The 23,208-nt window shown below is 69.8% G+C and carries 23 protein-coding genes and 3 pseudogenes; 24 read left to right on the forward strand and 2 right to left on the reverse strand.

All coding sequences use genetic code 11. The features are described 5' to 3' along the window. Positions 1-29 precede the first annotated feature (29 nt). The 13 genes and pseudogenes from ACQEVM_RS32670 (at position 30) to ACQEVM_RS32730 (ending at position 15,005) form a co-directional block, all read left to right on the forward strand. Positions 30-662 carry a hypothetical protein gene (locus ACQEVM_RS32670; protein WP_433085521.1) on the forward strand — a complete coding sequence of 211 codons (633 nt, stop codon included), beginning with the start codon at positions 30-32 and terminating at the stop codon, positions 660-662. An 813-nt stretch (positions 663-1,475) separates the two neighbouring features. Next, positions 1,476-2,246, forward strand: coding sequence for a hypothetical protein (locus tag ACQEVM_RS32675; protein WP_433084997.1), 771 nt, complete (start codon positions 1,476-1,478; stop codon positions 2,244-2,246). Between the two features lie 91 nt (positions 2,247-2,337). Then, the gene (locus ACQEVM_RS32680) at positions 2,338-2,559 is read left to right on the forward strand and encodes a hypothetical protein (protein WP_433085523.1); all 222 of its coding nucleotides are present in this window, start codon (positions 2,338-2,340) and stop codon (positions 2,557-2,559) included. Positions 2,560-2,752: 193 nt separating this feature from the next. Next, positions 2,753-3,895, forward strand: a complete 1,143-nt coding sequence (locus tag ACQEVM_RS32685) for an AAA family ATPase (protein WP_433085525.1) — start codon at positions 2,753-2,755, stop codon at positions 3,893-3,895. After that, complete coding sequence (locus ACQEVM_RS32690; protein ID WP_433084999.1) at positions 3,892-5,688, forward strand: hypothetical protein; 1,797 nt, start codon at positions 3,892-3,894, stop codon at positions 5,686-5,688. Before ACQEVM_RS32685 ends, ACQEVM_RS32690 begins: the two co-directional genes overlap by 4 nt. Positions 5,689-5,896: 208 nt before the next feature. Beyond that, positions 5,897-6,388: a hypothetical protein gene (locus ACQEVM_RS32695; RefSeq protein ID WP_433085001.1), complete on the forward strand. Its 492-nt coding sequence runs from the start codon at positions 5,897-5,899 to the stop codon at positions 6,386-6,388. A 59-nt stretch (positions 6,389-6,447) separates the two neighbouring features. Next, positions 6,448-6,957 (forward strand): hypothetical protein, encoded by a 510-nt coding sequence (locus ACQEVM_RS32700; RefSeq protein ID WP_433085003.1) that lies wholly within the window; start codon positions 6,448-6,450, stop codon positions 6,955-6,957. Between the two features lie 115 nt (positions 6,958-7,072). Continuing rightward, positions 7,073-8,347: a hypothetical protein gene (locus ACQEVM_RS32705; RefSeq protein ID WP_433085005.1), complete on the forward strand. Its 1,275-nt coding sequence runs from the start codon at positions 7,073-7,075 to the stop codon at positions 8,345-8,347. A gap of 6 nt (positions 8,348-8,353) precedes the next feature. Beyond that, positions 8,354-9,613 carry an MFS transporter gene (locus tag ACQEVM_RS32710; RefSeq protein ID WP_433085007.1) on the forward strand — a complete coding sequence of 420 codons (1,260 nt, stop codon included), beginning with the start codon at positions 8,354-8,356 and terminating at the stop codon, positions 9,611-9,613. A 67-nt stretch (positions 9,614-9,680) separates the two neighbouring features. Next, positions 9,681-10,913 carry an ATP-grasp domain-containing protein gene (locus tag ACQEVM_RS32715; RefSeq protein WP_433085009.1) on the forward strand — a complete coding sequence of 411 codons (1,233 nt, stop codon included), beginning with the start codon at positions 9,681-9,683 and terminating at the stop codon, positions 10,911-10,913. A 127-nt stretch (positions 10,914-11,040) separates the two neighbouring features. Then, positions 11,041-11,715 carry a hypothetical protein gene (locus tag ACQEVM_RS32720; protein ID WP_433085011.1) on the forward strand — a complete coding sequence of 225 codons (675 nt, stop codon included), beginning with the start codon at positions 11,041-11,043 and terminating at the stop codon, positions 11,713-11,715. 108 nt (positions 11,716-11,823) lie between these two features. Then, positions 11,824-13,612, forward strand: a pseudogene (locus ACQEVM_RS32725) (type IV secretory system conjugative DNA transfer family protein). Between the two features lie 223 nt (positions 13,613-13,835). Beyond that, positions 13,836-15,005 carry a DnaB-like helicase N-terminal domain-containing protein gene (locus ACQEVM_RS32730; protein ID WP_433085013.1) on the forward strand — a complete coding sequence of 390 codons (1,170 nt, stop codon included), beginning with the start codon at positions 13,836-13,838 and terminating at the stop codon, positions 15,003-15,005. Positions 15,006-15,097: 92 nt separating this feature from the next. Here ACQEVM_RS32730 and ACQEVM_RS32735 read toward each other — a convergent pair whose 3' ends face one another. After that, positions 15,098-15,313 (reverse strand): hypothetical protein, encoded by a 216-nt coding sequence (locus ACQEVM_RS32735; RefSeq protein WP_433085541.1) that lies wholly within the window; start codon positions 15,311-15,313, stop codon positions 15,098-15,100. Between ACQEVM_RS32735 and ACQEVM_RS32740 the strand changes: the two are divergent. From ACQEVM_RS32740 to ACQEVM_RS32790, 11 genes and pseudogenes are all read left to right on the forward strand, one after another. Then, positions 15,272-15,379 (forward strand): annotated as a pseudogene (locus ACQEVM_RS32740) (DNA cytosine methyltransferase); the annotation flags it as partial. The gene ACQEVM_RS32735 and the pseudogene ACQEVM_RS32740 overlap by 42 nt on opposite strands. Before the next feature lie 121 nt (positions 15,380-15,500). Continuing rightward, positions 15,501-16,403, forward strand: a pseudogene (locus tag ACQEVM_RS32745) (DNA cytosine methyltransferase); the annotation flags it as partial. Between the two features lie 93 nt (positions 16,404-16,496). Continuing rightward, positions 16,497-17,096 (forward strand): DUF4913 domain-containing protein, encoded by a 600-nt coding sequence (locus ACQEVM_RS32750; protein ID WP_433085015.1) that lies wholly within the window; start codon positions 16,497-16,499, stop codon positions 17,094-17,096. Next, positions 17,093-17,857 carry a glycosyl hydrolase gene (locus ACQEVM_RS32755; protein ID WP_433085017.1) on the forward strand — a complete coding sequence of 255 codons (765 nt, stop codon included), beginning with the start codon at positions 17,093-17,095 and terminating at the stop codon, positions 17,855-17,857. The genes ACQEVM_RS32750 and ACQEVM_RS32755 overlap by 4 nt, the downstream gene beginning before the upstream one ends. Further along, a complete protein-coding gene (locus tag ACQEVM_RS32760; protein ID WP_433085019.1) occupies positions 17,854-18,330 on the forward strand; it encodes a hypothetical protein in 477 nt (158 codons plus the stop codon). The genes ACQEVM_RS32755 and ACQEVM_RS32760 overlap by 4 nt, the downstream gene beginning before the upstream one ends. Then, a complete protein-coding gene (locus ACQEVM_RS32765) occupies positions 18,327-18,995 on the forward strand; it encodes a hypothetical protein (RefSeq protein WP_433085021.1) in 669 nt (222 codons plus the stop codon). The genes ACQEVM_RS32760 and ACQEVM_RS32765 overlap by 4 nt, the downstream gene beginning before the upstream one ends. Next, a complete protein-coding gene (locus ACQEVM_RS32770) occupies positions 18,992-19,819 on the forward strand; it encodes a large ATP-binding protein (RefSeq protein WP_433085023.1) in 828 nt (275 codons plus the stop codon). The genes ACQEVM_RS32765 and ACQEVM_RS32770 overlap by 4 nt, the downstream gene beginning before the upstream one ends. A 21-nt stretch (positions 19,820-19,840) precedes the next feature. After that, a complete protein-coding gene (locus tag ACQEVM_RS32775) occupies positions 19,841-20,383 on the forward strand; it encodes a hypothetical protein (RefSeq protein ID WP_433085025.1) in 543 nt (180 codons plus the stop codon). Between the two features lie 55 nt (positions 20,384-20,438). Continuing rightward, on the forward strand, positions 20,439-21,284 hold the full coding sequence (locus ACQEVM_RS32780; protein ID WP_433085027.1) for a winged helix-turn-helix transcriptional regulator: 846 nt from the start codon (positions 20,439-20,441) through the stop codon (positions 21,282-21,284). A 118-nt stretch (positions 21,285-21,402) separates the two neighbouring features. Next, positions 21,403-22,329 (forward strand): DUF317 domain-containing protein, encoded by a 927-nt coding sequence (locus ACQEVM_RS32785; protein WP_433085029.1) that lies wholly within the window; start codon positions 21,403-21,405, stop codon positions 22,327-22,329. Positions 22,330-22,397: 68 nt separating this feature from the next. Then, a complete protein-coding gene (locus tag ACQEVM_RS32790; RefSeq protein ID WP_433085031.1) occupies positions 22,398-22,886 on the forward strand; it encodes a hypothetical protein in 489 nt (162 codons plus the stop codon). A 3-nt stretch (positions 22,887-22,889) separates the two neighbouring features. On the opposite strand, the gene ACQEVM_RS32795 is transcribed toward ACQEVM_RS32790, so the two are convergent. Beyond that, entirely contained in the window at positions 22,890-23,156 is a 267-nt protein-coding gene (locus ACQEVM_RS32795) for a hypothetical protein (RefSeq protein ID WP_433085033.1), read from the reverse strand. Positions 23,157-23,208 lie beyond the last annotated feature (52 nt).

Below are 23,208 nucleotides of genomic sequence, written 5' to 3' on the forward strand. Positions count from 1 at the left end.
AAGACCGGCCATCCTCGACCTCCGATCACCTGGCGTGGCGCCAGCACATCCCGGCCCTGGCTGCTGCCGCCGCCGGCATCCGCCAGGCGTCCGACGACTGGGATGCGGTCTCGGATTCCTTCTGCGACCGCGACGGCTGGCCCATCGATGACGGCTACGACGACGGCAAGGTGAAACGTGACGCCGAAGCGTGGAAACACGTCGAGGTCTTCCTCGCTCACGGCCCCGAGGTACTGGCTGGTGTGCGGGCCGCCGCCGTCGGTGCCGACTACGTCGAGGGGCCGATCAGCGAGGACCTCCGGCGGCTGCGCGGCATCGACACCAACCTGGAACGAGCAGGCCAGATCCGGCACGAGTGGGATGACGTGTTGGCGCTCATGGACGCCTCGCAACCCGGTTCGCGAGAGCTGTACGTGAGCCGCGCGGAGGAGATCCGCAACGCCGACGGCTGGCACTACGCGGACGAATTGTCTTACCAAGGTCCGGCGCTCGCGCGGGCTGGCGACTACTTGGGCCGGCGGGCGGACACCGACCAGTCTCCGCAGACCGAACGCACTCAGGTAGCCCTCGCGCGGTCCTCACCGGGCAACCGCAGCACTCCTTCTGCTTCGCCTCCTGCACCGCCCGCTCCGAATCCGCCTCCCGCGCATCGTTCTCGCTGACGCCGCTAACACAGAGTTCCGGCGACGCCAAACCGGCCAATCTCCGGATCCTCGTGGAACACCAATACTTCTGCCGTCCCACGGTCTGCGGCTCGCGCCGTCGGCTGCTGGGGCGCCGGGCCAAGGAGAGGTCCATGCAATCCGACCAGCCTTTGGTCTCCCTCGAAAGCGAGAGCACTCGCATCACCGCGCGCGCCAGCGATCCTCCTCTGCGTTTCACAGCGGCATCCGTGGAACGGGAGCACGGGTACGGGCACGTCACCGTTCCCCTTCGGCAGCGCGGCCTGGAGTGCACCGTCGAGTACGGCCTCAGCGACTACATCGTCCACGTCGGGCTGCCTGACGGTAGTTCGCTGATCATCTCGCCACCCCAGGAGCCGTCCACCGAGCATCCACCCGGGCATCCGGAGAGCTGGTTGGTGACCCGTGGGCATCCTGACGACTCCGCAATCCACGAAGTGATCTACGACTCGGAGCCGGACGGCCCCCACGCGCGACACGGCGGCAACGTTCCAAGTCTGCTCGCCTCGATCGACTCGCGCCTTGATCAGCTCGGCGTGACTCCGCGGGCGGGCGCTGCCTCACCACGAGCGAGTGCCGCTCGCGCACTCTCGCCAACAGCCCAGCGCACGACGCCGACACCACAGCCAGCCGCGTCGGCCATAAGCCCGGCGCTGCCACCCGTTCGTCGCTCCTCGTCTGTACCCGGTCGCTGACCGCTTCCCGCCTCGGAGTCCGCCATGGCCCACCCCACCAGAACCATCCCGACCCTCGACCGCGCCGGCCCCCGAGCTTCCACCGGATGGATCTGCTATGCCCACCCACTACGACTCGCTCCCCGACATCGCAGTCGGCCGCCACCCCGACTACGGCATCGTCGCCGCGAACCCGAAGCAACTCGCCGCAAGCACATGGATGTTGAAGGGCTTCGACTTTCACCCCGTCCCGGACCAGCCGACGCTGTACGCACTGGCCGACCAGCAGCGTGACGGACAGGGTCGCGCCACCCGGGCCGTCGCACTGCTACGCAAGGCCGGCTACCAGGTCGACGTGGACGCCGCGTTCGATCCCGCACTGGCCCCCGGTACGGCTCCGGCCCGCGAGCGCCCTCTGCGCATAGATCCCGATGTCGCCTTCGCCGAGCATCCGCAGCTCGGCATCGTCGCGGCCACCGGCGACCACTCCTCTGCGCTCGGCGGCCGACTCATCCTGGAGGAACACGGCTGGCGGCTGAACCCGGATCTGGACATCTACACGCTCCCCATCGCCTCCGACCGCGGCGAAGCTCTGGAAAAGGTCGCCAGCGCCACGGTGTCGATGCACCGATCTGACCTCCAGGTCGCGGTCCAGCCCCGTCTCGCCCAGGACGTAGCGGCCCGCCGCCCTCCTGCACCCGCACCATCCGCGCGCCACGAGCGCGGTCAGGGATTGGCCACCCACAAGTTCCCGATCAGCGCCGCCGCGCTCGCCGCTAGCCCGGCCCGCGCCGGTCTCCCGGGCAAGGCACCGGTTCCCGCTCCCGCCACGTCCGCTGCGGCGGCCCGGCCGGTCGACCCGCGCATCGCGTTCTCCCGTAACCGATGACCCAACTTCCTTAAGGAGCAGTTCCCCCACCGGCTTTCCCGCCACCACCGATAGGAGATCCGCCGTGCCCGAAGCACCAGCAGAGCCGTTCATTCCGATCCGGCACACCATCACCGGCGAGATCACCACCACCGGCTACAACGCCGCCGCCCGGCGGATCCTGCTCCAGGACGGCTTCGAAGAGGCGCCCGGCTGCCCCTGCCGAGCGACGGAACCCGGTACCGAGCGGACGCACGGGCCTGCTCGGCAGCCAGCGAGCTGCTCGTCGCCGGCCATCCCCTGCACCTGGACCGAGCCCCCGGTCGGCCGGTGAGCGCCGACGGTACGCCCCGGTTGGCCCGGTCGCCGATGTCGGCACAGTCCGTGAACCGCTCCGAGACCGACCAGCCCCTCTACCCCACACCAACCACGCCCGCCCTCCTATCTGTTGAAGGAGCCTCGTTGTGACCACACCCGGAACGCCTACCAGTCCAGCGCGCACCAAGGGCGGCGAACTACGGGCCAAGGTGGCCCGACTGCTGGCCGACCGGCCGGTGGACACACTCACCATCGGGGGCATGGCCAGGCAGCTGGGCCACTCCCACGGCGCCGTCCGCAACGCCGCCCTCACCCTGGTGCGACGCGGCGAGGCCGACCAAAGCGGAAGTGGACAACCGGAGTTCCGCGCGAACGCGAAAACCGCCGCAGCAGCGCAGACCGCTGTGATCAGCCCACCGGGCACCCACTCTCCCCGCGCTCAGGCGGCCATGGCCCGCACGACCATCACCGCAGCGGCCACGCCGAAGCAGACCGGCCCGATCCGCCGCGCGGGGGGCCAGCTCTACCACCCCCGGGAGCTGGCCGATCTGCCCGATGTCGAGGCGTTGAACCGTCTGCGCGACGCTGACGTGCCGGTGCTGCTCTACGGCCCTCCGGGCACCGGCAAGACGTCGCTGGTGGAGGCGGCGTTCCCGGACCTGCTCACCGTCGCCGGTGACGGCGACACCACGGTCGGCGACTTGATCGGCGAGTACACGCAGGCCGACAGCGGGGGCTACGTCTTCCAGTACGGTCCGCTGGTCACTGCGATGACCGAGGGCCGCGCCCTGCTGATCGACGATGCCACCTTGATCTCGCCGAAGGTCCTGGCGGCGCTGTATCCCGCGATGGACGGGCGCAGGCAGATCCAGGTCAAGGCACACAAGGGCGAGACCATCAAGGCCGAGCCGGGCTTCTACGTGGTGGCGGGCCACAATCCCGGCGTCCACGGGGCGGTGTTGACGGAGGCGCTGTCGTCCCGGTTCAGCGTGCAGATTCAGGTCGGCACGGACTATGACCTCGCCCTGGCCTTGAGGATCGATGCCCGGGTGGTCCGGGTCGCCCGACATCTCGCCCGCCAGGTCGAACTCGGCGAGCTGGGCTGGGCCCCCCAACTGCGGGAACTGCTCAGCTACCAGAAGACCGAGGCCGTCCTCGGCACCAACGCCGCGCTCGCGAACCTGGTCGGCATCGCCCCTGTGGAGGATCGCGACGCCGTCGCCGACGCCGTCATCAAGACTGTCGGCGTCAAGAAGATCGTGCCCCTCACCCTCGGCAAGCAGCTCCCCGCCTCGGCCGTCCGGCAGCCCCCGGGCAGCGCCGGCTCCGCACAGCCGGGCCGCTCGCGATGAGCGCCCACCACCACGTCCAGTCCCCCGCCGTCACGCCGGACGACGCCGACCTCGCGCGATGGGACGACGACGGCGCGCCGAACGCGCAGCCCCGTTCCTCCCCAAACGCGTGGCTGCGCGTGGGTGCCGAACTCGGCGACCGGCTGGTCGCGCTCTCCGGCCGCCAGGATCTCCTCGTCACCTGCCGTCCCGGCACGCGCAGCGGCGCACCGGCCGCGTTCTTCCCCACTTTGGGCGAGGTCGAGTTCGACGCCGGCCTGTTCGCCCCGCTGAAGGCCCACGAGGTCAATCCGCGGATCGTGGGCGACGAGGAGCGGTATCCCGCCGCCTGGGGAGTGTTCGTCCACGAGGCCGCGCACGCGGCCCACTCCGTCTGGACGCAGCCTGCCGGAGCGGATCCCCGTGTCGTCGAGGCCGCGCTCCTGCTGGAGGAGAGCCGTGTCGAAGGCGCACACCTGATCACGCGGCCCACGGACCGCACGTACCTGCGCACCAGTGCCCGAACCCTGGTCATGCCCGACATCGCCCACCCCACCCTCCAGGGCATCGAGCACGCCGCCGGCGTGGCGGCTCTGGTCCTCGGCCGCCGTGACGTCGGCATCCTGGACGCCGGCGAGACCCGGGCCGTCGCCGATCTGTGCGAAAAGGTGCTGGGCGCAGACCTGCTGGCCACACTTACCCGCATCTGGAGCGCCGCCCACCGTTGCGCCGACCACGACGCCGAGAGCATGCTCGCGCACGCTCAAGAATGGTGCGACGCTCTGGACACCGCTGCCCCCGCCCTGCCCGTGCCGGAGAACCTCACCGATCTGCTGTCCGGCGCCGTGAAGGTCGTCATGGACAGCACGGCAGCCACCGACGCCGCCGACCTCGCGGCACAGGCCGCAGCGACCAACGCCATGGCCACCCAGTCCAAGACGCAGGCTCAGGACCGAGTCCAACGGGCCGGCCAGCGACGCCAAGCCGCCGCCACCGCCAAGTCGGTCTTCAACACCCGTGGCACCACCGTCAACCCCGACGGCACACCCGCGCCCCGCAGCAACCCGGTCACCGGCACCCGCCGGCCCACCGCCGCCGAGCAGAGCGCCGCCGCGCGCCTGAGCCGCGCCCTGCGTGCCGCCGCCTACCGCGAGCGGACCGAGGAGCGGACCACCAGCCCCACCCCGCCCGGCCGCCTCAACATGCGCGCGGCCCTCGCCCGCGACGCCCAGCGCGCGGCCGGATCGGTCCCCACCGCGGAACCGTTCACCCACACCCGCCGCCGCAACTCCCCCACCCCACCACTGCGTGTGGGGATCGCCGTCGATGTCTCCGGCTCCATGCGCGCCGCCTGCGCACCCGTCGCGTCCGCTGCCTGGATCGTGGCACGCGCAGCAGCCCTGACCGACCCCGACTCCCGCACCGCCACCATCGCCTACGACCAGCACCTGACCGCCTTGACCCGGCCCACCCACCGAGCACCAGAGCGTGTGACGACGTTCGATGCCAAGGGCGGCCACCACAACCTCGGCGACGCCATCGACGCACTCGACCACGGCCTCGAACTCAGCCGCCCCGGCGCCGGCCGCCTCCTCGTGATCGTCACCGACGCCCGGTACGGCAGCGACGAAACCGCTCAAGCCGTCACCCGCATCAAGCAGCTCACGACCGCCGGCTGCGCTGTACTCCAGCTCACCCTGACCGCGGAGTCCCACCACTTGCCGGGGACCACCTTGCTGCACCTGCCCAAGCCCTCCAGCGCTCCCGCCGCCATCGCCACAGCGGCCACAAACGCCATCCGCAGGACGCGCTGAGACGACGCAGAAGGCGGAAGCGTCCCCGAGACCACCGCCAAGCACTCCAGATCACCTCCGTCCGCCGCATGAAGCGTGCATCTGATGCACGACCCTCCGCAGCGACGCAGGCCACCACCCCAACCGCCAACGAAAGGCACTCGATATGAAGCCCCAGACCAGCAGCCCGACCTCGAACGTAACGCCCATCAAGCGGAATTCCCCGGGGGTGGCGACTATCTGGCAGATCACCTACTCCTGCGGCCATCAGGCCGATCGCGACCTGTCTGACCGGGCTGCCGACCGTCGGGCGGGCTTCGCCGAATGGCTCGCCAAGCAGGAGTGCACCGACTGCTGGCGGGCTGCCAAGGAGGGCGGCGAGCAGGACAAGGCCGCCTGGCTGGAGGCCAAGCGGGCTGAAGAGCAGGCCGAGTCCGAAGCCTGGTCTCAGCAATACCGGATGCCACCTCTGGAGGGGACCGAGCGGGCGGTCGCCTGGGGTGTGCGCTGCCGACACCAGGTCCTGGCCGCTGCCTACACCGCCTTGGTCCTCGAAGGCGAGACCAGCGAGACGGAGTGGGGGGAGATCGAGGAAGCCGCTCGCGCCATCACCCGTGCCGGGTGGTGGATCGACCAGCGCTCCTCCGAGCCTGACGACCTCACGGAGCTGCTCCAGGCAGCCACCGAAGCCGACCGGCCGACCGAGAACCCCCACTTCTGACCGCCCGGTGCCCCGCCTCGTCGGGGCACCGGCTCCTCTTTCAAGGACCTTGATACCCCATGCCTGAGTACCCCCTGCGCTGCGATGTCCGGCGCACCGAGAGCACCACGGACCTCCTCGGCACCCTCCACCGCAGCGAGCCAGGCTTCGCCCCCTACCTGCTCACCGCCTGGTCCCGGGAGCTGACCGCCCAGGAGACTGTCGTCCTCCCGCACCTGGCACTGCTGCTCGACGAACCCGTCGCGCTACGGAAACCGCGGACCGGGCACACCGCGTCCCAGCGACTCACCTGGCACTGCGCCATTCGCAACACGACCGACGTGGAACTCGACGACGGCGACTGGTTCGAGCTGACGCGCGAGGTTCTCCACGCCACAGGCATAGAGCCGGACGCCGATCCGGCGGCCTGCCGGTGGGTGGCCATGCGTAACCAGGCCAGCGGGCTCGACATCGTCGCGACCGTCATCCGCCAGGACGGCCGCTGGGCCCGGCTACACAACGACGCCTACTTCGCCCGCGCCGCCTGCGCGAACTTCACCGACGACCACGGCCTCGACACCCCGGGATGAGCGAGGGCTCGTACCAGGGATCTCCGGCCGCGCCAAATCGCGAATCCTGCGGATCCTCTCCCTGACAGCCCGGAGACCGGGCTCCTGTTCGCCACTCCCCTTCGAGGTAGCCGCCGTGATCGCCCACCTGCAGCGCGCCAGCGACACCGCCGGCCTGCTCTCGTACCTGTACGGGCCGGGCGAGCGCGGTAACCACATCCGTCCCCGGCTGATCGCGGGCGACGGCCACGGAGCCCCGATCGACCTGCTCGCCGAATCCGGCTCGCCGCCCTATTTGGCCCGCGCCCTCGACGCTCCCGTGGAACGCCTCGGGGGCCGTGCACCCGAACGGCCGGTGTGGATCTGCTCGGTCCGCTCTGACCCTCGCCGACCGGACCTCACCGACTCCCAGTGGGCCACGGTCGCCCGCCGCCTCGTGGCCGTTACCGGCATCGCCCCAGAAGGCGATCCGGATGCCTGCCGGTGGATCGCCATGCGCAACCAGCCTCGGCAGGTGCACGTCGTGGCCACCCTCGCTCGTGAGGACGGCAGCCTCCACAACGCCTACCGAGACGCCTTCCGTCTCCAAACGGAGTGCCGCCGAATCGCCACCGAGCTGGGTCACCTACCCACCACGCCAGAACCGATATCCCGAGCCCTGGAGACCAACGTGCCTGCCCCTTCCATCATCATCACCGCCGAGCCCAGCGGCAGCGTCTCGGCGAAGGGCGCCGGCGACGACCTTTCCGCCACGCTCCTCAAGCACGCCGGTTTCCAGCAGATCGAGGACTGGTACGGCCGACGCCACCGCCTGCCCACCACGACCCCGCCCGTCGACCGCGCGGCCATCGCCACCCACGCGGCCGAGATGCTTCGTGCCGCCCGCTACGGAGTCGACCTCGACCCCTCCCTCGACTCCGGCCTCACGGCCACCCCGGCAAACCCGCTCGGGTCCTACATCGCCGGAGCGGAACTCCTCCGACTCACCGACCAGATCAGGTCGGCCGAGAACGGTGACGACCTTCGGCGGGCGGTCGACCACCTTCTTCATCCCGAGCACGGCGCACTGGAGCGTGTGCGAGAAGCGCTAGAGGCGGCGGGCGAACAGATCACCGATCTCGACGACGAGGCGTATCAACTCGCCGACCGGTTTGGCTTCGCTGCGGAGTTCGTAAGCTCGGCGCAGTCGGAACTCCACGATTCAGAGGTCGAGTTGCTCGGCATCGGCGGCACGCAGCCCCAGGCCGAGGCACGGGATCAGTCTCCGAGGCGTCCCGGTCCCCAAGCCGCCGCTCTCGCCACTTCGCCCGCAGCGGCTAAGGCCAAGGGCTCCTCGGCCTTCGGTGGTGGGGCATCAGATACCAGCGCGGTCGTACGTCCCTCGCAAGCCCCCGGCCCTCGGGCGCGGTGACCCCAGATGATCTCAACCGCTCCCGTCGTCGACCTGCCGCGCACCTATCTCATGCGGGCCACCGACGCTCTGGCCAGTGCTACGGCCACCTACGCCATCCCGCTCCTGGTCCTGGTCACCACCGGCTCCACCGCCCTGACCGGCCTCGCGTTCCTCCTCGAATGGGCACCTCGGCTGGCGGCCTTCTCCTTCGCCGGATCGATGGTCGATCGGTGGGGTCCCGGCCGTGTCTTCCGGACGTCCAACCTGGTGCGTACCGCTGTGGTCGCCCTGGCCGGTGCCGTGCTGTTCGTCCTGCCCAGCGCCGGGACGATGACAACGAGTGTTGTCCTGACGTTCGGTGCTGTCTCCGGGCTACTCGCGGAGGTCTCCTTCGTCTCGATGGAGACGCTCGGTGCTGAAGCCAGCCGCCAGTTGGGCAACGAGGCCCACCGGGTACAGGCCGCGCAGACCGGGATCGACCAGTGTGCGATGCTCGTCGGTCCGCTCCTGGGCGGCCTACTGCTTCTCGCCGGCCCAACATTGCTCCTGACCGCGGTCGCCCTGTTGGCTCTTACCGCTGCCGCGACTGCATCCGGCATTGGAGGCGTCACGGGGCCCAGCCCAGCGCCCAGCAGTCTCTTGACCGGGTGGGCAACCTTGCGCCGCACTCCAGCCCTCGCGTGGTTGGTCGGCGGCCTGGCCGCCTCCAACTTGGCCACGGGCGTCCTGCAGGCCGCCGCCCCGATCACCGTCATCCACCACTTCCACTACTCCACCGTCGCCGTCGGCTCGGTCTGGAGCGCGGCAGCCGTTGCCTCGTTGATTGCCGTGTGGACCAGTCGCCGTGCGATCGACCGCTTCGGTATCTGGCCGGTCGGCGCGGTGACGGCTGCCGTCTCGACGGCGGCGTGTCTGGCGACCGCCCTCGCGCCGAGCTTCGCCACGTACACCGTGGCGGTGGCGGCGGTCATGGCTGGCGAAGGCGCGATGACCGTCGTCCTGCGAACCCTGCGGTCCCGCCTCATCCCGGCGCAGGCGTTCGGCTCCACCCTGGCGGTGACGATCATCCTGGTACTGCTCCCGCTTCCGCTGGCCGGAGTCCTAATCGCGCTCGTACCCCCTGCTGACATTCCGCACCTGCTCCTGGCGTGCGCCGGTCTCCAGGGCCTGGCGCTGAGTGCATGCTTCGCCGGCCTGCGACGGCACCGCGTCGCCTGCGAGTTGCCCGAGCCGCAGGTTCCTGCACTCCGCAAGGGGCCCGCCCCAGCGTCGGATGCCGTGTGAACGGTCGCTGAGCGTCCCAGTGCACCGTGCCCTTCCCCCTCTTCCCACCACCTCACGGAGGCTCCCCATGTCCCGATCCACTCGCCCGCTCCTGATCGTCGTCGGCGGCACGGAATCCGTCTATCGCGGCTACTGCGTCGAGCAGGTCGCCGCCGCATACCCGATCGCGCTGATCGACTCCAATCCGCCGTCCTGGCAGCAGCACCTGGTGGTCGACCATGAGGTCGCCGACACCCACGACCCGGAGGCCGTGATCGCTGCCGGCCTGGCCCTGGCCGCTCGTCACTCCATCGCCGGAGTCGTCACCTGGGACGAGTACACGCTCGTGCCGACCGCTGAACTCGCCGCCCGTCTCAACGTGCCCGGAAACAGCTCTGCGGCGATGACTGCCTGCCGGGACAAGGCGACCAGCCGCCGCCTGTTCGACGAGCACAACGTGCCTTCGGCCACGTCCACCCGCGTCGACAACCTGACCGCGGCGGAAACAGCCGCGCTCCGCACCGGTTTCCCGGTCGTCCTCAAGCCTTCCTCCCATGCCGCCAGCATCGGCGTGGTCCGCGTCGATACGCCCGATGAACTGCCCTCCGCCTGGGAGTTCGCTGCCGCTGGGGCCGGTGAGCAAGGCCCGGAAGGCAGCGGTGTGCTGGTCGAGGAGTACCTGTCCGGTCCGGAGATATCGGTGGAGTGCGTCACTCAGCACGGCATCACCACCGCCCTGGCCGTGACCCGCAAGGAGGTCGCCTTCCCTCCGTACTTCGAGGAAGTCGGCCACACCGTCAGTGCCGGCGACCCGCTCCTGCCCGAGGTCGCCCCCGTCGCTGTTCAGGCAGTGCGGGCGCTGGGCGTGACGACTGGCGTCCAACACGTTGAGATGCGCCTCACCGCGTCCGGTCCACGCATCATCGAGGTCAACTCCCGTATCGGCGGCGACCTGATCGGGCAGCTCGTCCGCCTCGCCACCGGCCTCGCACTGCCCCGGATCGCGGCCGATGTCGCCTGCGGACGGATTCCCGACCTGACGCCCACGGCGCACAGCACTGCTGCGATAAAGATCGTCTATCCCCCGGCTACCGGCACCCTCTCCGCCCGCGACCTGGCGATCCACCCTGGTCCGGAGTCCCCGTGGCTGCACCAGGTGACGTGGCTCCGCGACGTCGGAGAGCGAGTCGTACTGCCGCCGGCTGGCAACCTCGACACCAGCCGGGTCGGCTTCCTCATCATCACCGCCGACAGCGCCGAGGCGGCCCAGGACTCTCTCTCGCGTCTCGCCGACGCCCTGACTGTGTCGGTGGCCCCGTGAAGCCTTCGCCGTCCTCCGCCGCCACAGAACCGAAACGCAGACCTGTGACTGTCCATCCGGGTGGGGAGCACGCCGGCCTTGTGCCCCCACCCAGCCCGGAAGTCCAGCACATGATCGAGGAGCAACCGTGCCCGAGTTCTACCCGAGCATCGGCGAGGCCGTCGGCGCCGCGATGCAGCACAACATCCGGCTCGCCCACGGCAGCGAGACGTCGGGCTCCGACAAGCCGCTGCAGGTCCGCCACCTGCCCCATCCTTCCTCCGACCCGTACTCCGTCCCTGGGATGATCGCCCGGCTCACCGAAACAGCAGAGCCCAACGAGGTCGCCGGAATCATCGAGGAGATCAACGGGGCGCTGGTCGGCGCTCTCCCGCAGCTGACCGAACTCGTCGCCGCCGCCGCCGACTGGACCCGCGTCCGTCTGACGTTCGACGACCCGAACCACAACCCCGCCTTCGAGACCTGGACGCGGCTGGCCGCCGCCCACGGCATGCTCCTGGATGTCCAGGAGCAATTGGAGGTCGCCGAGGACGGGATCGCGGCGTGCCCTGCCGAACTCACCGCCCCCCGGCACCACGAGATGGTCAACGTCCTGCGGACCAGGGAACTGCTCAGCGATGTCCTCGGCGCTGGTCCGGTCGTCCCGGCCCCGCCGACCCCCGATGGCACTGCGGAAACGAATCGGCAGCGCGCTGCCCGTACCTTCTCACCGAAGGCTGCCGCCCAGCGCACGACGTCACCAGTCGGCTCCACAGACGCTGCGCCGAGCACTCCGCCGCCCCGAGCCCCTCGCACTCGATAGCCCCGACCGCCGAGTCCCTTCCTGAACAGGAGCTTCCTCGATGATCAGCAGAAGAGCGCCGCGTGCCCCGCCCCCATCACTCGCCTGCGCTCGATTCCAGGACCCACCATGCCCACACCGCGTACCAGCGCACCCTCGACCACCACAGGGTCGGACGCGCTCCTCTACCTCCTCTTCGGCATACTCGGCATCGCGCTCGCCTTCGGTTCGCTGGCCTGGCTGAGCGGCAATCTCACCAACTCCCTTTTTGGTGAGGGACCTTGGTCTGCGTTTAGGGCCACTGACGCACTGCTTCATCCGGACGTGATGTGGCCGAACCTGAGCACCACCGCCCTGCTGGTCGGCGCGCGGATCATCCCCGGCCTGCTGTCCGTCTGCCTCACCATCCTCGGCCTGGTGCTGTGGATGCGCCTGCGCGGCGGCCCGAAGAACGGCCTCGCCCGGAAGACCGACCTCGCCCCGCTGCTGGACAAGGAGATAACCGCCAAGGCCAGGAGCCTGCGGCCGTCCTTGAGCGGCCGGGAGTGTAAAAGAGGTCGCCCCGGCTGACCGCGGTATCCTTCTCGGCACCCTCTCCCCGGGGCGAGCCAATGTCCGCGCGTCCTGGGAGGACGTGATCGTCGCGATCATGGCTCCGCGCTCCGGTAAGACCTCCGGGCTCGCGATCCCCGCGATTCTCGCGGCGCCCGGCCCGGTCCTGCTCACCAGTAACAAGGCCGCGAACGACGCCTTCACCGCGACGGTGGACGCTCGGGCCGAGGTCGGTGCGATCTGGACTCTCGACCCGCAGCAGATCGCACACCACCCGCGCGAGATGTGGTGGGACATCCTGGCCGACGCACGCGACCTGGCCGGGGCGAAGCGTTTGGCTGGGCACTTCGTCGCCGCCAGCGTGGACGAGTCGAACGGCTCCGACTTCTGGTCCACCGCTGCGAGCAACACGCTCGGCGCGCTGTTCCTCGCTGCCGCCAGCCACCGGCGCCCGATCACCGACGTCCTGGCCTGGCTCGCGTCCCCCGCCGACCGAACCCCGGTCGACCTGCTCACCGATGCCGGCCACGACGCGGTCGCGGCCCAGCTCCAGGGGACCGTCTCCGGCGCGACGGAAACGCGCGACGGAATTTTCGAGACGGCGCGGCAGTACGCGAGCTGCCTACTCGACCCGGACGTCGCAGCGTGGGTTACCCCCGCCAAGGATCTCCCCGAGTTCAAGCCCTTCGCGTTCGCCACGTCCCGCGACACCCTGTACCTCCTGAGCAAAGACGGCGGCGGTAGCGCGAGCGCCGTCATCGCCGCTGCAGCCGACGCCGTGATGCGTGCCGCCGTCGTCGTCGCCGAGCGCTCCGGCGGACGGCTGGACCCGCCCGCGCTGTGCGTCCTCGACGAGGCCGCGAATGTGTGCCGCATCAGCGATCTACCGGACCTGTACAGCCACTTGGGCAGCCGGGGTGTCATCCCGATGACGATCCTGCAGTCCTACCGGCAGGGCCAGCGGTGCTGGGGCGACGCCGGCATGGACGCACTCTGGTCTGCGGCCACCGTCAAGATCATCGGTTCGGGCATCGACGACGCGGACTTCGCCGACCGGCTCAGCAGGCAGGTCGGCGACCACGACGTGCAGACCACCTCGGTGTCGACCAGCGACGGCGGCAAGTCCACCTCGGTGAGCATGCGCACCGAGCGGATCCTGCCGCCAGATGCGATCCGCGCCCTGCCCAAGGGCAAGGCACTGCTCCTGGCCACCGGCATCCGGGTTGCCATGCTCGATCTCCGGCCTTGGTACAAGGAGCCGTCCGCCAAGGTGGTCGGCCCGGCTTCGGCCCGTGCGACGAAGGCGATCACCGATCGGGCCATCGCGAAGACCCACGACCGTGACGACTTCGGGTTGTCGGCATGAGCGCGCCCACGCCGCGTCCTGGGCGGTTCGCACGCTCGCCGGTCGTTCTGCGCGACGGGCATTGGTGGTTGGTCAGCGGGGCCGGCTCGATACTCGCCTCCGATCCGACGTTCGCCCGCACTCTGGACCACTTCGCGCAGGCGATGGTCGCTGCCGACCAGGCGGTCGACGATCTCCGTGCCCGGGAGAGCGAACCTCCCGCTTCTGATGCAGGTGGGCAGCGATGAACCCGCTGCTGGGCGCGGAGCAGGCCGTCCTCGGTTCCGTGCTGCTCGACCCGGGGCAGCTCTCGCACCTGGACTGGCTCGCTCCGGATCACTTCTACCGCCCGGTCCACCAGGCGTTGTTCGCCGCGTTGCGCAAGCTACGGGATGACAGCCACCCCGCCTTGGCCGAAGAGTCCGTACCGCTGACATGGGTGACCGATGCGGTCGCCGAGGCCAGCACCCACGTACGGGGGCTGACCACGGTGTACGCCCACACCCTGATCTCGGCCTGCCCGCGTCCCACGCACGCTCCGGTGTACGGCCGCATGGTGCTGGAGGGCGCGATCCATCGCAGCATCACGGAACACGCGATCCGCCTTCACCAGGCGGCTCGCTCCGACGCCCTACAAGGCGAAGTCGAAGGAGCCCTGCATTGCGCCGACGTCCTTACCGGCGTGCTCAGCGATCTCGCACATCGGTGGGGGACCGAACCGCGCGCGGTCGCACCGACTACTCCGCCAGCCACCGTCCCGGCCGTGCCACCGCCGGTTCGCGCCGACCAGGTCGCCGAGGACGAGCGGTTCCTTCTAGCCCTCCTCGCTGAGCAGCCGAAAGCCATGGACGAGGTAGTCGGCTGGCTGCGGCCTGGCGACTACGCCGACCCCGCCCATGGGCAGCTCTACCGCTGCCTCGGCGCGCTGCACCACCGGGGTGAGCCCATCGATCGGGTCACCTTGCTCTGGGAGGCCCAGCGGCGCGGGCTTCTGGCCGACGGAACGCTGTCCGGCGATCAGCTCGCTGATATCTGCGACGGCGTGGGCCCAGGCAGCGCCGAATGGCTCGGCGAGTTGGTGATGCGCTCGTCGGTCACCCGCACCGCGGCGACCTCTGCGCGGGCCATCCGGGCCTTGGCGGAGAACGCGGCTCTCGCCCCCGGGCGGCTCATCAATCACGCGTTGCATGCGCTCGGACCCCTTGATGAAGTGCGCGCCCGCTGGCGGGCGGCGAACGGCCACCCCGCACCGACGCCGACGGGCCCGGCTCCCTCGCCGACCGGGCCGCCCCCTGCGCAGGTGCACGCGGCGCTCGCCCGCAGCTCGCCGCGCCCAGTCCCGCCATCCTCGGCCCGGCCTGGCTCCGCCCCCAGCCCAGCCGCCGTGCGACCGCCCTCTCGCGGACACGGCTGAGCCCTCCCCCCTTCCGTCGTTCGTCCTCTCTATTGGGATTCACCGTGAACAACACTCCCGTCTCCGACGCCTTGGCCCTGCGTGCCACGGCCTCAGCCTTCGATGCCCAGCGCGGCAAGCTCCCGGTCCCCGGAGACCCCCACCGCTCGCCGAACAGCGTCGCCGTCGCCCGGCAGGCCGAATCGCTCGGGGTCGGTGAAATGCAGACCACCGTCGCGGGCCCTCCGCTGATCGGCTCGCTCTGTTCGGGGTACGGCGGGCTGGACCTGGGCGTCCAGTCGGCGCTCGGCGGCACGTTGGCCTGGCACGCGGAGGTCGATCCGAACGCCTCGCGCATTCTGGCCCGCCATTGGCCCGGTGTCCCGAACCTGGGCGATATCACGACCATCGGCTGGTCCACCGTTCCCCGGGTGTGCGTCCTGACGGCGGGCTTCCCCTGTCAAAGACGTATCGGTCGCCGGCCGTCGGGCCGGACTCAACGCCCAGACCCGCTCCGGGCTGTGGCTGCACGTCGCCCGTGCGGTCGAAGCCCTCCGACCTTGCCTGGTTGTGATCGAGAATGTGCGCGGCCTCCTCACCTCACCTGCCGGTTCCCCTGGCGACGTGGAATTCTGCCCGTGGTGTCTGGGAGACACCCCAGGTCAGCCTCCTCTGCGGGCACTCGGTGCCGTACTCGGATCCCTGGCCGACCTCCGGTACGACGCGAAATGGCTCGTGCTTCGCGCCTCCGATATCGGAGCCCCGCACCGGCGCGAGCGCACTTTCCTCGTCGCCTGGCCCGCCGAACACGCTGTTCAAGACGCCGACCAGCAACATCGCGAAGAACGGCGGCTCGCAACACCCCTCCAAGAGGAAGAGCGGAGGACACGGCCCGAACCTGGCCGACGAGGTGGAGTGGCTCCTTCCTACTCCGAAGGCGTCGGACGGAATCAAGGGCTCGCCCAATCAGCGTCACGGCAATGGGGACATGACCCTGCCGAGTGCGGCGGCGTCGCTGCTGCCCACCCCACGGGCCAGCGACACGGGCACACCGGGACGCCGACCGGGCAAAGGGTGGCGCCCTCCGCTGTCAGCAGTGGTTCTGCCCCTCTGGACGGAATCAGCTCCGGAATCCGAGGGGGCGACCAGCGATGGGGGGCGTACTCAGCCGCCATCGCCCGATGGGAGATGCTCACCCGCCCCGCGCCGCCGCCCACCGATGCGGCCGGACGCCTTCGTGCCGACTTCGTGGAGTGGATGCAGGGCCTGGAGCCCGGCTGGGTCACCGCCACTCCTGGGCTTGGACGACCGGCCCAACTCACCGCACTGGGCAACGGCGTCGTGCCGCAACAGGCTTCACGAGCAGTGCAGTTGCTGGCTCCGCCCTTCCCTCGCTGCCCTCGCTGCGCGACGGAGTAGCGCCCCACTACCGGGTTTTCCCGGCCGGACCAAATCGCGGTTCCTCCGGATCCTCTTCCTCATGTCGCCGTCTCACAGAGGGAGCACGCCCCCATGTCCGACACCAGCACGACCGCCCCCGACCCGGAGCCGTTCCGCGTCCCCGACGGGGACCTCGACGACCTCGCCAGCACCCTCGCCAAGACGATGGCTGAGGTCAGGCAGCACGGCGTCATCCTCGACCGCCTGGGCTCCGAGCCCGCTCCCGCCTCCGCCGAGCTTCCGGCACCCGACGGCGTTCCGGCCTCCCCGGTCGACTCCGCGCAGGAGGATGGCCCCGCTTCGGTGTTCATCCTCGCCCTGGGCGGTGAGGCGTACGCGATCGAGATCGCCGCGCTCAGCGACTGGGTGAACTACCTCTTCCTCCCGGTGTACGGCCGGGAGATCAGCACCAGCCGTCCGTGGTGCGAGCAGTGGCACGAACACCCCGAGGCAGTCGCCCGTCTCCACGCCCTCTGGCTCGCGTGGCAGCAGCTCACCGACGCCGAGGCCGGCCTGTCCGGTCCTTCGACGTGGCACCGCGACCACCTGGACCAGGCTCTGGTCCACCTCCGCGCTCCCGATGGCCCCTTCGCCGCGTGTACGACGAGCGCGACCCGGCCCAACCATCGCGTCCTGGCCACCCCCGCGCCGCAGTTTGGACTGGCAGCATGAGCGACGAACTCGACTTCGGTCTGGATGCCTTCGAGCCCGCCGACGAGAACTCGGAGTACGCGGAGCAGAGCTTCTGGGCCGGTGACCTCACCGTCCTAGCCGAGCACCACACCACCCCCAACGGCTCCCACAGCTTCGTCCTCGCCCACGACTCCTCGGTCACCTGGGGGCCCAGCGAGAATCAGATTCGGGCGATCAAGGTCGCACGGGATCTCAACCAGAACACCTTCACGTTCGAGTCGACCTACCACTCCACCAAGTCCTTCGCTCAGAACTGGCTGATCGAGCACGGTTGCCCGCCCGAGCGGATTTCCCAGGTCGGCGACGACTTCATGAAACCCGCCGATGATCGCACCACGAGTATCGAGCAGAGGCTCCGTACGTCGGGCGACCGGTACAAGATCCTGGACAGCCATACCTCGGACTTCGACCCATGCGAGACATGGACGTTGACCCGCGACTCCGTTGCTGTTCAGGCGCCGATTCGTGTCTTTCTCGAAGAGGGGGACTTCGACTCGCACACGTACACGGTGCGCGAGGGTGCCTTCGCCGACGAGGGCGCCGCCCAGCACTGGCTGGACGACCGCAGCACCCCGCTGCCACAGCCACCGGAATACCGCGGTGACGCCGCTGCCCTCCGGACCCGCGCTGCCCTCACCCGGTCGGCCGGTGCCTCCGCGATAACGAGCGTCGGCCTCGATACCCAGAGCGCTCCGTCGGTAGGAACGGCACAGCGACTGAGCCCTGGGCGGTCGATGTGAGCCGCGCCCGCTTCGCCTTCGCCGCACACCCCGACGCCATCGCCGACCTGCGGGAACTTCCTGACGATATGCGCGACTTGGCTCTGCTGGAGCTGCAGAACCTGGTTCACGGCAGCGATGACTGCCTGCCGTTGAAGGGTCGCCTCGCGGGCTTCCACAAGGTGTACGTCGATCCGTCCGTCTCCTACCGGATGGTCATCCAGTTCCGCCCGGCTCCTCCGACCTCGCACCACAAGCGCGAGATCTATCTCGTCGCCGCCGGTAGCAGGAAGGACTACGCGGTCTACCGCGCGGCGCACCTGCGCACCGGCCCCCACCAGGACACCGAGACAGCCTCTGCCTCCGAGGCGCGCGTGCAGGCCGCTCGCTCTCGCTCTCCACGCGCGGTCGACCAGCCGACTGCGGTCCCGGCAACTTCTCCCGCAGCAGTCCAACCCGCTGCTGCCGCTCCTCGAAAGGCTCCCCAGCGATGACTGCCGACCGCACCCCCCTGGCCCGTACCGAGCTGGCTGGTCTACTTACCGAGGTTGCGCACAGCGTCTCCGGCATTCTCACTGCCGAGTACCCGACGGCCGCTAGCCGTTCCTACCTGCACCCCGTGCTCGGTGCGCTGTCCGCCGGGCCCCGAGTCGTCTGCGAGCTGAGCGACCGGCTCGAAGGCTTCGTGGCCGACGATCCTCTCCCCACCACGCCAGCAGGTCTGTTCACCCTGGCCTCCTACGCCTCGGCGCTGGGATGGCTCACCGAGTCCCTCGCCGAGCTGACCGCCTCGGTCGACCGCATCTGCACACGCGTCGGCATCCCCACGGAGCCACCGGACCCGGCCTTCGCCGCACGGGCCAGCGGTGAGCAGAACAACGAGTTCGATTTCGGCTTCAGCGCCCTGGAGTTGGCCGCGATCCGAACTGCGGCCGAGGCCGCCGGCCTCGCGCCGGTCGACTACGTCGAGGTGCTCTCCGAGTCCCTGCTCGCAGCCTCCCGGATCACCGACGCCTGCATGGAGATATCCAGCGGCCTGCTCGAAGACGCCGCGTACGTCCTCGGCGAGGCGACCGACCACGTCTCGATCGGCGACGGACCCGAGAGTCTCCCCACCCTGGTCCGCTCCCTGCTCGCCCGGATGGAGGCGGCGGAATGAACGCGCAGAACGCCACCGAGCGGCCCGGCGCGGACCTCGTTACCGAGCTGCTCGGCGTCGAGAACTTCTGGATGCTGAACATCCCGTACCGCCCAGGAGAGCCGCTGTACGGTGCCGCGACACGCGTCATCGGGGCGGCACACGAACTCAACGAAGTGCATGGTCAAGTTGCTCGTGCGGCTCAGGCTGCCCTTGAGATTCTCGGACCCGTCAGTCGAGGCGAGTTCAACGGTTCGGCTCCCTCGTACGTACGACTGCGGTCTTCGGTCCGACAGATCGGACGGCTCGTCTCGCAGCAGAACGAATCCTACGAGCAGCTCAACGAGTCCATCTTCGCGTACCGCCAACTTATATCCGAGTCGAACAGCTCCCAGGTCACGCATGTCAAGGCCCATGAGCTGGACAACGATCACGGTGCCGGCCGGGACGATGACTGGGCGGTCTCGGGTGATCTCAGCCTCGGGGCACTCGAAGCCGTCGAGGCTGGCGAACTGCGATTCCACCAGAGCGCGGTCTACGGCTACATCTACCTCTCCGACGGACAGGGCCAGCGCCCCAACCCGGAGGTCTGGCCCGAAACCGTCCAACGGCTGGTCACCGACGGTCTACTCGTCCGGGACACCAGCGAGGGGCTGTACCGGCCTGGACAGCTCCTTTCGCTCACACCGCTGGGCGAGGTGGCCCTTCGAGACGCCCGTACGGCCACGCCGCGCGTATCCGCCGCCCTCAGCCGCAGCGGCGCTACCGCGATCTCCGGCCCCGGCGTCGAACCAGCCGCCGCACCTGCCACAGGTATGGCCCCCAAGCCGTTCCGTTCACGCTGATTTCCCCAGAAAGGACGCCCCATGTCCACCGCGATCTACACCCGCCACCTGGTCGAGCACCGGTACGGCCGCCCGCTGGAGAAGCTGCAGCGCGGCAACGGCTCCCGCCATTCCGACGACCCTGTCCTGCCCATCCTGCTGCGACGGCTCGACGGACTCGCCCAGACCGGCGCCGCTGCCCAGTCAGCCCGCCGCAATCTCGACGCGGCCTGGCAGCGGCACCGCTCTGGCGAGCACGCCCTCGACGATCTCGTGCTGTTGTACGCGACCGAAGTCGTCGACCTCGAACGCCAGGAACAGAGCGAGGCCGAAGCAGTCTGGGACCTGCTGGATGTCCGTCTTCTCCTGGACCACGCTCCTGCTCGACGGCCGTCGGCTCAACGAGCCGTCCCTTCCCCTGACGATCAGGACCTGCTGGCCGTCGCCCGCGAGGTCGCCGCCGGCCTGCATCGCCTCAACCGCGAAGCGCTGCGTCGGGGCCTGCGCGACCGCGGCATCCCCGTCAGCAACCGCCGCCTCGGGGCGGTGCTCCAGAGGCTCCGATCCGAGAGCGCCTACGGCTGACCGCTCGGCCGCATCGCAGATCCCCAAATCCCTTGACCAAATTGGAGTTCGGCCCATGTCCGCCACCCCTCAGTCTTCTACTGCCTCGATCGGCTCGGTCGATGCCCAGCGTGTCGAGGACGCGCTTTCCCTGATAGCACCGAAGTGGACCACCTGGTCGGCGCAGACCCTGGCACAGCAGGGCAGCCCCATGCGTGTGCGTGACGTCGCCGCCAGGCTTCCCTTCGTCAGCGAGCAGCTCGTCGGAAAGCGGCTGGCCCAGATGCACGCTGATGGACTGGCCACCCGAGTCGGCGACCGCCACGGGGCTCCATATCAGCTCAGCGCATTCGGTGAATCGCTGTCTCGGGTGCACCACACCCTTTCCGACTGGTCCCAGGCCAACCTCTCGCTCGGCGGCCGGGTAGCCGGTGCCGAACGCGTTGAGGACGCTGTGCGACGCCTGCACCTGCGGGATTCGACCGCCGTGATCCAGGTCCTCGACGCGGGCGGCCCTATGCGGTTCGTCCACATCGCCGAGGAGGCCGGCCTGGACAACGGCTGGGCTCGGCAGCGGCTCAACCGGCTTCAGGTCGACGGCCTGGTCGCTCGTACCGGGCCCCGCCACGGCGACCCATACGTCCTGACCGACGCCGGGCGGGCGCTGGGCCCCGTCTACGCGGCCATCGAACACTGGAGTGACCCCGTCACCGCACGGCATCGCTCGGTATCGCCGACCCCTGTCGCGACGGCTACCCGAACCCACACCGGCGTCCCGCTGGGGTCGGACAACATCCGAACTGCAGCGGCCCTGCGCCGGAGCGCCGCCGCGCCGAGCGCCCAGTTCAGCCACGCTCCGCAGCCGCAGCCGCGGGTGCCCGCAGCCGTCACCGCCCAGTCGACGCCCTCTCGGGGCCGGTGATCCGGGTGGCACTGAGAGCCAACCACGCCTCCCCGATGCCACAGCGCCCGCGTGCAGTCGAGCAGCCCTTTCCTCTCCGCACGCGGGCGCATTCCCCTTAGCCCGCGGAGTCTCGACCATGAACACCCGGCAGCCCTACACCCAGGACCCCTTCCAAGAGGTACTGGTCAGCCCCATGTACCTGGCCGGTTCCAACGGGACCGGAGACGCTGGCTTCGCCCCCGTGGCTCACTGGCCCCACCACTACCTCGACGACGGCCCCTGTCAGCTTCTTGTGACCTCGCCCGATCAGCGCATCCGTATCGGCTGGTTCGGTGACGACTTCGAGCTGTGGAAGATCACCGCCTCCGACGATCCACTCTCCGCACCCCGCTGGACGGCGACCTTCAACCACGTGACCCCGGCCGAGGTCGTCGCTGGCCTCACCACTGCCTTGGCCCAGGACTACGCCGAAGCCTCCGACGACACCGTGCGCTTCTTGACGGGGTCGTACGCACACTGGCGCGATGCCGCCCAGCCCCTTCTCGATTCTGGCTGGAAGCGGGACGGAAGTGCGGTGCTCGGTACCGTCGAGATAATCGCGCCGGACGACCAGGCAGGCATCCTCTACGACAAGCGCGGCTCCGGCACCGTGGAGCTGTGGGCTGGCCCGCCGGGCTGGGGTACGCGTGCAGAGGCGGTATTCACGGCCCGCACTCCGCACCATCTGATCGCCGCGACGGCAGCGGTCATGACCGACCCAGCCCCGGTGGTACGTGAGCGACACCAGATCCACCGCGAGGTGGAGCACATGGTCTCTCTCGCCCCCGCCGGGCTGCCCGCCCCCCAGGTTCCTCGGGCTCCTACCCCCCTGGACGTACGCCGCACCGCCGTCACACAGGCAGTCCACCGCGCCTCACGCTTTCCCCGGACAGCCGCCGATCTCCGGGTCATGGCCGCGCGTAGTCGTACCGGGGCCTCCGCACAGAACCGGTCGAGTAATCCTGTGCCCGCTATCGGCGTCAGGTCGCCGGCCACGCCGACGCCCCCACGCCACAGCCGCTGACCATCAACTCCGGTCCCTCTGGGACAGCCCTCCGCCCGAAGCACCATCCGAATGCCGGGAGTTCCACCATGCCCGACGCCACCGCGCTCGATCAGGCTACGAGCATGATCGAGAATGCCTGGGGCCGCCCAATTGAGGCCCTGGAATCGCTCGCGGTCCGCAGCCCTAGCGATGACCCCCTCCTGCGCTCGGTCATGCACATCCGATCGTCCTTGGTCGTCACCGACAACGCCGTGGCTGTGCACCAAGACCGTCTGCACGCCCTATCCCGACCCGGCCGTGTGCCGGCCTTCTACGACCTGGAACGGATTACGGGCTCAGCGGCGGACCTTCGCGTAGCTCAGGCCGAGAGCCGGACTTCCCTTCAGGCCATCAGCCACGTGATTGAAGCGCGTGAATCTGCCGCGACCGCGGGCCGGGCGCCGGCAGCCCGGCTGGCCCAAGCCGCTGTCGCCCGCTCGGGGCACGCTCCACGCGCCCTGGGCCAGTCACCCGATCAGCCAGCTCCTTCGGCCGTCTCCGGTCCGTCGGTGGCCGCACAGGGGCCGCACCGCTGATCGTCAGCTGAGGTCCTCGTCGCGGTGGGCATCCACGATGCGGGAGCCCACCGCGCGGGCCAGGTCCTCCAATGTCAACTCGACGCGACGCCCATCCGCGATCCGGTTCTCCACCACGGCGTCTTCGTCTCGCTGTCCGTCGGACTGCACGCCGACGGCCCACTGGCCGTCAGCGACCATCGCGATGTCGCCCACCGTCCACGGACGCCCGGCGGCGCGGATCTTGCGTTCCAGCCCGGCCCCGTCCCAGTGTCTGCTCGGCTCCGCCATCCCTGCTCCCCCTTCGGTCCCTTGCGGCCCATTGCCGCAACCCAGTTACGAC

It is taken from the genome of Streptomyces sp. CA-243310 (genome assembly GCF_050936775.1).
Classification (GTDB): domain Bacteria; phylum Actinomycetota; class Actinomycetes; order Streptomycetales; family Streptomycetaceae; genus Streptomyces.

Excerpts from the sequence above, each read along its gene's own strand:
- ACQEVM_RS32675 (WP_433084997.1), top strand. The coding sequence starts at position 1,476 with ATGCCCACCCACTACGACTCGCTCCCCGACATCGCAGTCGGCCGCCAC.
- ACQEVM_RS32730 (WP_433085013.1), top strand. The coding sequence starts at position 13,836 with ATGAACCCGCTGCTGGGCGCGGAGCAGGCCGTCCTCGGTTCCGTGCTG.
- ACQEVM_RS32755 (WP_433085017.1), top strand. The coding sequence starts at position 17,093 with ATGAGCGACGAACTCGACTTCGGTCTGGATGCCTTCGAGCCCGCCGAC.
- ACQEVM_RS32770 (WP_433085023.1), top strand. The coding sequence starts at position 18,992 with ATGAACGCGCAGAACGCCACCGAGCGGCCCGGCGCGGACCTCGTTACC.
- ACQEVM_RS32715 (WP_433085009.1), top strand. The coding sequence starts at position 9,681 with ATGTCCCGATCCACTCGCCCGCTCCTGATCGTCGTCGGCGGCACGGAA.
- ACQEVM_RS32750 (WP_433085015.1), top strand. The coding sequence starts at position 16,497 with ATGTCCGACACCAGCACGACCGCCCCCGACCCGGAGCCGTTCCGCGTC.
- ACQEVM_RS32790 (WP_433085031.1), top strand. The coding sequence starts at position 22,398 with ATGCCCGACGCCACCGCGCTCGATCAGGCTACGAGCATGATCGAGAAT.
- ACQEVM_RS32780 (WP_433085027.1), top strand. The coding sequence starts at position 20,439 with ATGTCCGCCACCCCTCAGTCTTCTACTGCCTCGATCGGCTCGGTCGAT.
- ACQEVM_RS32775 (WP_433085025.1), top strand. The coding sequence starts at position 19,841 with ATGTCCACCGCGATCTACACCCGCCACCTGGTCGAGCACCGGTACGGC.
- ACQEVM_RS32700 (WP_433085003.1), top strand. The coding sequence starts at position 6,448 with ATGCCTGAGTACCCCCTGCGCTGCGATGTCCGGCGCACCGAGAGCACC.
- ACQEVM_RS32785 (WP_433085029.1), top strand. The coding sequence starts at position 21,403 with ATGAACACCCGGCAGCCCTACACCCAGGACCCCTTCCAAGAGGTACTG.
- ACQEVM_RS32795 (WP_433085033.1), bottom strand. The coding sequence starts at position 23,156 with ATGGCGGAGCCGAGCAGACACTGGGACGGGGCCGGGCTGGAACGCAAG.
- ACQEVM_RS32690 (WP_433084999.1), top strand. The coding sequence starts at position 3,892 with ATGAGCGCCCACCACCACGTCCAGTCCCCCGCCGTCACGCCGGACGAC.
- ACQEVM_RS32765 (WP_433085021.1), top strand. The coding sequence starts at position 18,327 with ATGACTGCCGACCGCACCCCCCTGGCCCGTACCGAGCTGGCTGGTCTA.
- ACQEVM_RS32710 (WP_433085007.1), top strand. The coding sequence starts at position 8,354 with ATGATCTCAACCGCTCCCGTCGTCGACCTGCCGCGCACCTATCTCATG.